This is a genomic window from Microcystis sp. 0824 (assembly GCF_003112475.1).
Taxonomy (GTDB): domain Bacteria; phylum Cyanobacteriota; class Cyanobacteriia; order Cyanobacteriales; family Microcystaceae; genus Microcystis; species Microcystis aeruginosa_C.
Genome location: NZ_BDSM01000048.1, coordinates 38,743 through 47,871, shown reverse-complemented (window position 1 = coordinate 47,871; position 9,129 = coordinate 38,743). Strand labels below are relative to the sequence as shown.

At 43.6% G+C, this 9,129-nt stretch carries 6 protein-coding genes and 2 pseudogenes; 4 read left to right on the top strand and 4 right to left on the bottom strand.

Translation table 11 applies throughout. The annotated features are described in order from the left end of the window. A partial coding sequence (gene psbA, locus N0824_RS16135; protein ID WP_233256465.1) for a photosystem II q(b) protein occupies positions 1-843 on the bottom strand: 843 nt, incomplete at its 3' end. A gap of 546 nt (positions 844-1,389) precedes the next feature. Between psbA and ppk1 the strand changes: the two genes are divergently transcribed. Beyond that, the gene (ppk1, locus tag N0824_RS16130) at positions 1,390-3,558 is read left to right on the top strand and encodes a polyphosphate kinase 1 (protein ID WP_108937485.1); all 2,169 of its coding nucleotides are present in this window, start codon (positions 1,390-1,392) and stop codon (positions 3,556-3,558) included. A gap of 106 nt (positions 3,559-3,664) precedes the next feature. On the opposite strand, the pseudogene N0824_RS21945 reads toward ppk1, so the two are convergent. Together N0824_RS21945 and N0824_RS16120 are read right to left on the bottom strand one after the other, a co-directional pair. Next, a pseudogene (locus N0824_RS21945) lies at positions 3,665-3,856 on the bottom strand (hypothetical protein). A 183-nt stretch (positions 3,857-4,039) separates the two neighbouring features. After that, the gene (locus N0824_RS16120; protein ID WP_108937483.1) at positions 4,040-5,764 is read right to left on the bottom strand and encodes a diflavin flavoprotein; all 1,725 of its coding nucleotides are present in this window, start codon (positions 5,762-5,764) and stop codon (positions 4,040-4,042) included. Between the two features lie 519 nt (positions 5,765-6,283). On the opposite strand from N0824_RS16120, the pseudogene N0824_RS16115 reads away from it, so the two are divergent. The 3 genes and pseudogenes from N0824_RS16115 to N0824_RS21050 form a co-directional block, all read left to right on the top strand. After that, positions 6,284-6,734 (top strand): annotated as a pseudogene (locus tag N0824_RS16115) (transposase); the annotation flags it as partial. Between the two features lie 178 nt (positions 6,735-6,912). Further along, positions 6,913-7,035, top strand: coding sequence for a hypothetical protein (locus N0824_RS21625; RefSeq protein ID WP_255420538.1), 123 nt, complete (start codon positions 6,913-6,915; stop codon positions 7,033-7,035). Positions 7,036-7,123: 88 nt separating this feature from the next. Next, positions 7,124-7,558 carry an IS110 family transposase gene (locus N0824_RS21050; protein ID WP_233256464.1) on the top strand — a complete coding sequence of 145 codons (435 nt, stop codon included), beginning with the start codon at positions 7,124-7,126 and terminating at the stop codon, positions 7,556-7,558. A 363-nt stretch (positions 7,559-7,921) separates the two neighbouring features. On the opposite strand, the gene N0824_RS16105 is transcribed toward N0824_RS21050, so the two are convergent. Continuing rightward, positions 7,922-9,124 (bottom strand): glycosyltransferase family 4 protein, encoded by a 1,203-nt coding sequence (locus N0824_RS16105; protein ID WP_108937482.1) that lies wholly within the window; start codon positions 9,122-9,124, stop codon positions 7,922-7,924. Between the last annotated feature and the right edge of the window lie 5 nt (positions 9,125-9,129).

The window sequence follows — 9,129 nt, the reverse complement described above, 5'->3', positions numbered from 1 at the left end:
GATTACCGGCCAAGCACCTAAGAAGAAGTGCAGAGAGCGGCTATTGTTGAAAGAAGCGTATTGGAAGATTAAACGTCCGAAGTAACCGTGAGCGGCAACGATATTGTAGGTTTCTTCCTCTTGACCGAATTTGTAACCGTAGTTCTGAGATTCGATTTCAGTGGTTTCACGCACTAAGGAAGAAGTTACTAGAGAACCGTGCATCGCGGAGAACAAGGAACCGCCGAACACACCAGCAACACCTAACATATGGAAGGGGTGCATCAGGATGTTATGTTCTGCTTGGAACACGAACATAAAGTTAAAGGTTCCAGAGATTCCTAAAGGCATACCATCAGAGAAAGAACCTTGTCCGATGGGATAGATTAAGAATACAGCAGTAGCGGCGGATACAGGTGCAGAGTAAGCTACACAAATCCAAGGACGCATTCCTAAACGGAAAGACAGTTCCCACTGACGACCGAGGTAGCAGAAGACACCTAGTAAGAAGTGGAAAATGACTAACTGGTAGGGACCACCGTTGTATAACCACTCATCTAAGGAAGCTGCTTCCCAGATGGGGTAAAAGTGGAGTCCAATCGCGTTGGAAGAGGGAACAACAGCACCAGAGATGATGTTGTTTCCGTAGAGTAGAGAACCAGCTACAGGCTCACGAATACCGTCGATATCTACAGGAGGAGCGGCGATAAAGGCGATGATGAAGCAGGTGGTGGCGGTGAGCAGGGTGGGGATCATGATGACACCGAACCAGCCGACATAAAGACGGTTGTTGGTGCTGGTGATCCACTGGCAGAACTGCTCCCACAGGGAAGCGCTTTCGCGCTGTTGTAGAGTGGTGGTCATTGGTTTATGATTCCTATTAAGTTATCGAGGTACGATTGATTGATGATGTCTCTATCTTAGAGAGTTTGTATCGGTTTGTAAAGGGGTTTGACGATATTGTTACTTATGCCATTGATAAGCTGAGGTTATATATCTCAGTTTTGGGCTTGACTCGACCGACCCAACTGCAACAATCATGCGTTAGATTTATTAGGTTTTCCTTGATTTGTAACCAATAACGGGGCGGTGGAAATTCTCTTAATCCCTTCTACAGCAGAGGTTATAGCCTTTTGTCAACGGGGAAGTCTAGATATTTAACAAATCTAATTTCACTGAAAGATTCATTTAACCTTGATCTGTGGCCTGGCGGGGATTGATTTCTTAACCTTTTAATAAATTGATTTTTTCCCCAGTCAGGCTAGAATCCTAAGGATGAGCATCCAATATAATCGAGGTAATTTGGCTTAATCTCGGGCAGTATAGCCTACAAAACGCCCAAAATAGTCAAATTTAGGCTTAAGTGGCTTCTTACTAACTGTTTAATCTATTATTTAGGTATTAGACTCTATGGCTAAAGCTCCTAGCGTAACTTCCGAAATCGATTTTAAAGATTCGCAATATTACTTTAACCGAGAATTAAGCTGGTTAGAATTTAATCATCGCGTGCTTTATGAGGCACTTGATCCTCGGACTCCCCTACTAGAAAGATTAAAATTTACCGCCATTTTTTGTGCCAATCTCGACGAATTTTTTATGGTACGGGTGGCAGTTCTTAAACAACAGGTAGAAGCAAATGTAGCCGTTTTAAGTGCCGATGGCAGGACTGCCTTGGAACAGCTAACCGAGATAAGTAACCGTCTGCGTCCCCTTGTGCAGCAGCAGGATCATCTTTTTGAACACACCCTAAAAAATCTCTTAGTGGAACAGGGAATTCATCTGATTAACTATGTAGATTTACATCAAGAACAGCGCAATTATCTCCACGATTACTTTGAACAAAATATTTTCCCCGTTTTAACTCCCCTGGCGGTGGATCCTAGTCATCCTTTTCCCTATATTTCTAATCTTAGTCTCAATTTAGCCGTAGTCGTTCGCGATCCCGAGACCGATAAAGAACTATTTGCCCGGGTGAAAGTACCGCAGGTTTTCCCCCGTTTTCTGGCATTATCCAAAGAATTACGCCACCAAGACGGAAAGGCTTCGATTTGGACGGGAGTACCCCTTGAACAGGTGGTAATGCACAATTTAGAGGCACTTTTCCCCGGCATGATCATCCAAGAATGTTATCCTTTTCGGGTGACACGCAACGCCGATATCTCCGTCGAAGAAGATGAGGCCGATGATTTATTATTAGCGATCGAGGAAGAAGTACGCAAGCGCCGCATCGGTAAATCGGCAGTACGTCTGGAAATTCACAGTTCTACCCCTAGCAATATTAAAAACCGGATCATGCGCGATCTCGGACTTGAGGAGATCGATGTTTACGATGTGGATGGACTGCTGGGACACAAAGATTTATTTTATTTTATGTCTTTACCCTGTCCCGAACTGAAAGATCCGCCTTGGAATCCTGTCACCCCAACGGTTTTACAGGGATTGCGAGAAATAGTTGACGGTAACGAAGACGGCATCCCAGAACAGGATGGCGAAGATATTTTTACTTTAATTCGCAATAACGATATTCTCGTTCATCACCCTTACCATTCCTTTAGTGCCTCGGTACAACAGTTTATCGCTCAGGCTGCCCATGATGCCCATGTTTTAGCGATTAAAATGACCTTGTATCGTACTTCCGGGGATTCCCCGATTGTCAATTCCCTGATTGCGGCGGCGGAAAATGGTAAACAGGTAGCGGCGTTAGTAGAACTAAAAGCTCGCTTTGATGAGGAAAATAACATTAATTGGGCGAAAAAGCTCGAACAAGCCGGAGTTCACGTTGTTTATGGCTTAGTTGGTCTAAAAACCCATACGAAAGTGGTTCTCGTGGTCAGAAAAGAAGGGGATAAAATCCGTCGTTATTTCCATATTGGCACGGGTAACTATAACCCGAAAACGGCTAAATTATACACTGATTTGGGTTTACTTAGCTGTCGCGAGGATTTGGGGGCAGATATCACCGATTTATTTAACTTTCTGACCGGATACTCCCGTCAGCAATCCTATCGCAAACTTTTAATTGCTCCCGTGAGTTTGCGAAAACGGATGTTAGCAATGATCGATCGCGAGGCCAAAAACTGTAAAAATGGCGGTACGGGGCGCATTGTCGCAAAAATGAACTCTATTGTCGATAAACCGATTATAGAAGCCTTATACGCCGCTTCTCGTGCTGGCGTGCAGATTGACTTAATTATTCGTGGGATCTGTTGTTTACGGCCCGGATTGCCGGAAGTGAGCGAAAATATCCGAGTAATTAGCATTATCGGCCGCTTTTTGGAACATTCCCGCATTTTTTACTTCTACAATGGTGGTCAGGAGGAGGTTTATATTGGTAGCGCCGATTGGATGACGCGGAACCTGACTCGTCGCGTGGAAGCAGTGACACCCATTGATGAACCAGCGATCGCCAAGGAACTGGAAGAAATTCTCGGCATCATGTTGTCAGATAACCGGCAAGCATGGGAATTACAATCCGATGGCAGTTATATTCAGCGTCGTCCTGCCAACCAGGGACAGGAAAGCAGTACCCATGTAATTTTAATGGAAAAAGCCCTTAAATCTGCGGGCATTAGTCCATAGGAACAGTTATCAGTTATCAGTTATCAGTTATCAGTTATCAGTTATCAGTGGGTAAGTTGTCAGTTATCAGATGTGATACTAAATCCAGTTATTAAAAACTGATTATTTATTCTCCGTTTTGCATGAGTGCCTCTTCTGATATGTAGCCTATACTCGACGGATTTAGTATGACTAACTGGGGTTGGCTGAATAAATCTAAAAACCTTGTTGGGTAAGACTTTGAGACCTTTTTGAAATCCAAAAGTGCTAGGCATGGGAGTGATCAGGGGGAAAATTCAGGTGCTTTTTCCCCGAAAATTAGGTAATTGACCTCCTCAAAATCGGTAAAACCCTACACCCCACACCCCACACCCCACACCCTGCCCCCACCAGCAAACTTTTTCAGCAGACCCTAACTGGTTGAGAGGTTAAACTACTCTCAAAAACTGAGAGCAAGCATCTTGATCTGTATTTTCTCAACCAGTCAAATCAAGCAAGAATCCTAATAATAATTACCGACTTTGCGATGGTGAACGGCCGTTAAACTATCAGGTTTAGAAACGCGACCATCGGTGACTTTATTGTAAACAATCCAGTGGTCAGCACATTCCATGCGACTAACTACCTCACATTCTAAATAAGCGAGAGCATCGGCTAAAATTGGGGAACCATTATTAGCGGTGCGAGTATTGACTCCTGCAAAACGATCTTCCCCAGGTCCGAAACGTTTTAAAAAGTGTTTCATCAGGGTTTGATAATTGCCTTCTTCCAGAATATTTAAAATGAATTGATCCCCCACTTGCATTAAAGACTCGATCGCCCGATCTTTGGCCACAGCAACGGTAAAACCGGGAGGATCAAAACTTGCTTGAGTCACCCAAGAAGCGACCATTGCACCGCTTCTGTCTCCTTTCTTGGTGGTAATAATATATAAACCACCGCTAATCCGTCCGATGGCTTTATCAAGGTCAGTATCGAGGGATTTTCTTTGTTTAACTTTTACCTCTTGGGTTAATAGTTGTCCCATGTCTGTACCCGCTTCTTCACAGCGTTGATAGAGACTCTCGTTAGGAGTTTCTGTGCTACGAATGGGATCGAAAGCTTTGGTTAAGCCAAATTCACAAAACTTATTAAATAGAGGTAAAATTGGTTCATCATCACCCCCTTGAGATTCAAACATTCCGATGTATTGTTTGGGGTTAACCGAGGCGAGAATTGTGCCTAGATTCCCCGTAATTTCTTGGGCATTAATACCAGAAACGGGGGGAGTACTGATGACGATTCCCACCGCAGAAGAAGCTAATTCTTTTACCTCTTGGGGATCGGCGGATTTCAGGTCTAGCGTTTCTACAGCCACACCGGTTTTAGTAATACCTTTGGCAATAGATTGACAGAGGCGATCGCTATAACCATAATCGGAAATATAGAAAACTGCGACGGTTTTTTCTGCCTTAGTTTGTGCCTGACTCCAATCACGATAATGGGTCAATAATTCAGTAACATTATGTTTTAATAACGGACCATGACCATTAGCCACAAGATTAATATTACCCAGGGGTTCCATCCTTTTCATCGCCGCTAGTACGGAACGAGCATTAGGAGCCATTAAACATTCATAATAGAAGCGATAATCTGGTTCAATAGCACTTAATTGCTCATCGTAAAGATCATCGGAACAGTAGTGCATTCCGAAGGCATCACAGGTAAATAAAATTCCCGAACCGTGATCGTAGGTAAAAATAGTATCGGGCCAGTGTAAATTAGGAGCGTTAACAAATTCGAGAATGTGACCATTGCCTAGGTCTAACTGATCGCCATTTTTGACCAGTTGACGTTGAAAGGGATGATGAACTAAATTCTCTAAAAACTGAATTGCCACTTTCGACCCAACGACGGTAATATTGGGAGCGAGTTGCAACATATCCCTGACTAACCCACTGTGATCGGGTTCGGTATGACTGATAATTAAATAATCGATTTCTTGAGGGTTAATTAATCCGTTGAGACTATCAAAATATAGTTGACGGAATTTTTCGTGAGAGGTATCCACAAGGGCGATTTTTTCCCCACGAATCAGATAGGAGTTATAAGTCGTACCGTTTTGTAATCCGAATTCAATATCGAAGCGATCGCGATCCCAATCGAGGGAACGAATAGCGGTGGTGTCTGCGGTGAGATCGGACACCTGCATGGTGAGACGTTTTATTTTGACTGGTGTAGCAACCATCGAACCCCTCCTTATTGTTAAGTTTTTTATACTTTGTCTCTATTGTGCCACGAAGAAATAAGGTATGGAGATTTATTTTCCCATATAGCGGTGTGCAGTCGTATGAGGTACAGTGTCACGAGCTATAAACCATGCTAGGCAAAGCTTGGTCTGTATCTCACTCAAGCGCTTACCGCTATAATTACTAATAACAGTTATCTTAATGGTCAGGGTGCATCTCACATTTACGCGAATACCGACAATCAGCAATTATCAGCTCCTGAAGGACGCTACGCGCCCTAAAAAGAAAAAGAGAAACTAGGGACAAGCCCTGATATTCTAAATCTGGAAGTATCCTGAACTCAAACCGGAGTAACAATGGTGTCATGAGACCCGATTATCAGCAAAAGTCCCTAGGAAAGAGGAAAAAAGAATTGGCGAGACGAGGATTAACTCGTGAACCCGTGGTCGAGAATCAAGTAAAAAACCCTTCCTAGAACCAGGGTACTTCCCCGATCATAACTCGGAGCCAAGAAAGCCATGACCAAATCCCGAAACAAGTCTTCAAAAACCCAAAGTAGTGACCAGAAGTTAAACATCATCAATGCCAAGGCGGCTGTAATTGACCTGGTAGCCAGAGAACATTGGGTCTGCGTCCCCCAAGAATTGTCCCAGGAGAAGATCAGGAGTTTTGGTTGTACCACTCCCGATTTGTTATTGTTAGCCGATTGGTTAGAAGAGTGTGGTATCACCAGTGTGGCGATGGAATCCACTGGAGTTGAATGGATTCCCCTGTTTCAAATCTTAAGTGAACGCCAGTTCAAAGTCTTTCTCGTCAACGCCAAAAGCGTCAAAAATGTCCCAGGGAGAAAAAGCGATGTGCTGGACTGTCAGTGGTTACAACAATTGCACAGTTAGGGCTTACTTGCCCCCTCTTTTGTTCCCGAAGGAGAAATAGTAGTTCTGAGGAGTTATTTAAGACAAAGAGAAAATCTGGGCGTTGCTGAATCAAGGTATGAATGCCAACTTTGCATCAGATGCAAAAGTTAGTTTGGCTCTAGGTTTTAAAAATACCAGAAAAGAAGATTCATATCTCAAATCAGCAACGCCAAAATCTGATTAGAAGTGCTGCCAGTCACATTCAGCGACTGCAAAAAACCCTAACCCAGATGAACTTACAACTCCATAAAGTGATTAGTGATGTGACGGGAGTAACTGGATTAAATATCATCAGAGCGATTATTGCTGGCGAAAGAAATCCCAAGAAATTAGCCCAAGCTTGCCGACCGTAAGATTAAAAGTTCTCCGGCACAAATCGAGGCGGCTTTAACGGGGAATTATCGGGAGGAAATGGTCTTTATTTTGCACCAAGAACTGTCTGTGTATGAATTTTATCAACAACAAATAGGGGCTATTGATGCTGAAATTGAACAATGTTTGGCCAAATTTCCCTCAGTGACAGAAGAACCACCTCCGCCTTCAGTCAAGAAGAATCACCGTCGAAAAACCCATCCCCCTTTTGATTTACATGGTCATCTCTATCGCCTTACTGGGGTAGATTTCACCACCATTGATGGCTTGCATGTGGTTACGGTGCAAACGATTATTGCCGAAGTTGGCTTAGACCCCAGTAAATTTAAAACGGAGAAGCAGTTCGCCTCTTGGTTAGGTTTATGTCCAGGCTGTCCCATTACTGGCGGAAAAGTCAAAAGCTCACAAACTCGCAAAGTTGTCAATCGAGCCGCCACGGCCTTTAGATTAGCCGCTCAAGCAGTCAGTCGCTCTAGTTGCGCTTTGGGTAGGGTTGATTCATGAATCAACCCTACCTTGAATCAACCCTAGGGCAAGGGGGGTAGGAGGAATAGATAATCGGTCTTTAATAACTGGATTTAGTATAAGTATTTCATATATAGCAAAGATCGGGGTGGTTAGGACAATCAATCGCTGAAACCCTTGACCGATAAGAGTTTGAAAATTGAAAGCGTCCTAAATAACCCATTTTTTGCTATATGTCTATTGAGAAACCTTTACCCGGCAATACTTCTATGTTTAGTCATTCTCAATAAGGCTGTCTTTATTGAGAATGACTAATTACCTGGCAAGTTCGCAGCTTTCTATTCACTGATTACTGTTTACTATTCACTGATTACTGTTCACTGTTTACTGTTCACTGAAAAATCAACTCAATAACCAATCTAGATGATCCTGTAAACATTGCTTGAGGTCGTAGCGTTGCTTGATGGTTTCCCTCGCATTTAAACGCAGATTTTGCCAACCCTGGGGATAATCTAACACTTCATCCACGCGATCGGCTATTTGTTGGGGAGAAAAGAAATCCACTAATAAACCATTTTCCCCATCGGTAATTAATTCTCGCACGGGGGGAGTATCGGAACCAATCACCACGCAACCCATGGCCATAGCCTCTAACATTGACCAGGACAGCACAAAAGGACGGGTAAGATAGATATGGGCGGCCGATGCCTGTAAAACCTGTTTATATTGACCGTAGGGCAGAGAACCGGTAAAATGCACCCGGGATAAATCCAAAGAAAGGCTTTCTAACATCAATTGTTTATAGGTTTTGCCGTCCGGTAGAGTTTTTCCATAAGCGACTCGATCCTCTCCGACAATCACCACATGACAGTTAGGCCGACGGGCTAAAATTAGGGAAACAGCCGTCATAAATTGGGGAAAACCGCGATAGGGTTCCATTCCCCGGGTTGCATAGGTGACAATCTCCTTAACACCGGATAAATCTAAACCTATCTCTGGAATGACTAACTGCACATCGGGACGGGGACAAAAATAGTCCGTATCGATGCCATCGTGTAAAACCGTCAGTTTAGAGTGAAATTCCGGCGGAAATTGTTGTTTTTGCCAGATAGTCGGCGATAAACCTCGATCGCAACTGACCAGATCGATGAGGATTGGCGCATTTTTAATTCTAATCCGGGCCTCGGCATCAGCATTAAGGGGATCCGCCGGATCAAAATCAGCATCGGAACCATGGGCATGATAAAACCATTCAAAATAGGCTAAAAACTTAGTTTTCGGGAAAATATCCTTGATAAATAGACCCGGCCCCCAGCCAGAATGTGCATAGACAATATCGGGATAAAATCCTTGATTTTTCAGTTGTTGACAAACACCATAAACCGCTTGACCTTGTAAAACCGCACTTTCGAGGGGACGGACATAATGATGGGTTTGGGGAGAAACAGCGCGACTTTCCTTGTAAATAAATTTTTTTACCCCCGCTATCTCTCCCTGCTGCCGGGTAGTGCCGAAAATCACTTGATTTCGGGGTTCTTGAGCCAAAACCGTGATTAAATGGCGAAATTGGGCGGGAAAATTGGAATGAAGGAATAAAAATTTCATCGCAG

Excerpts from the sequence above, each read along its gene's own strand:
- ppk1 (WP_108937485.1), top strand. The coding sequence starts at position 1,390 with ATGGCTAAAGCTCCTAGCGTAACTTCCGAAATCGATTTTAAAGATTCG.
- N0824_RS16120 (WP_108937483.1), bottom strand. The coding sequence starts at position 5,764 with ATGGTTGCTACACCAGTCAAAATAAAACGTCTCACCATGCAGGTGTCC.
- N0824_RS21625 (WP_255420538.1), top strand. The coding sequence starts at position 6,913 with ATGAACTTACAACTCCATAAAGTGATTAGTGATGTGACGGGAGTAACT.
- N0824_RS16105 (WP_108937482.1), bottom strand. The coding sequence starts at position 9,124 with ATGAAATTTTTATTCCTTCATTCCAATTTTCCCGCCCAATTTCGCCAT.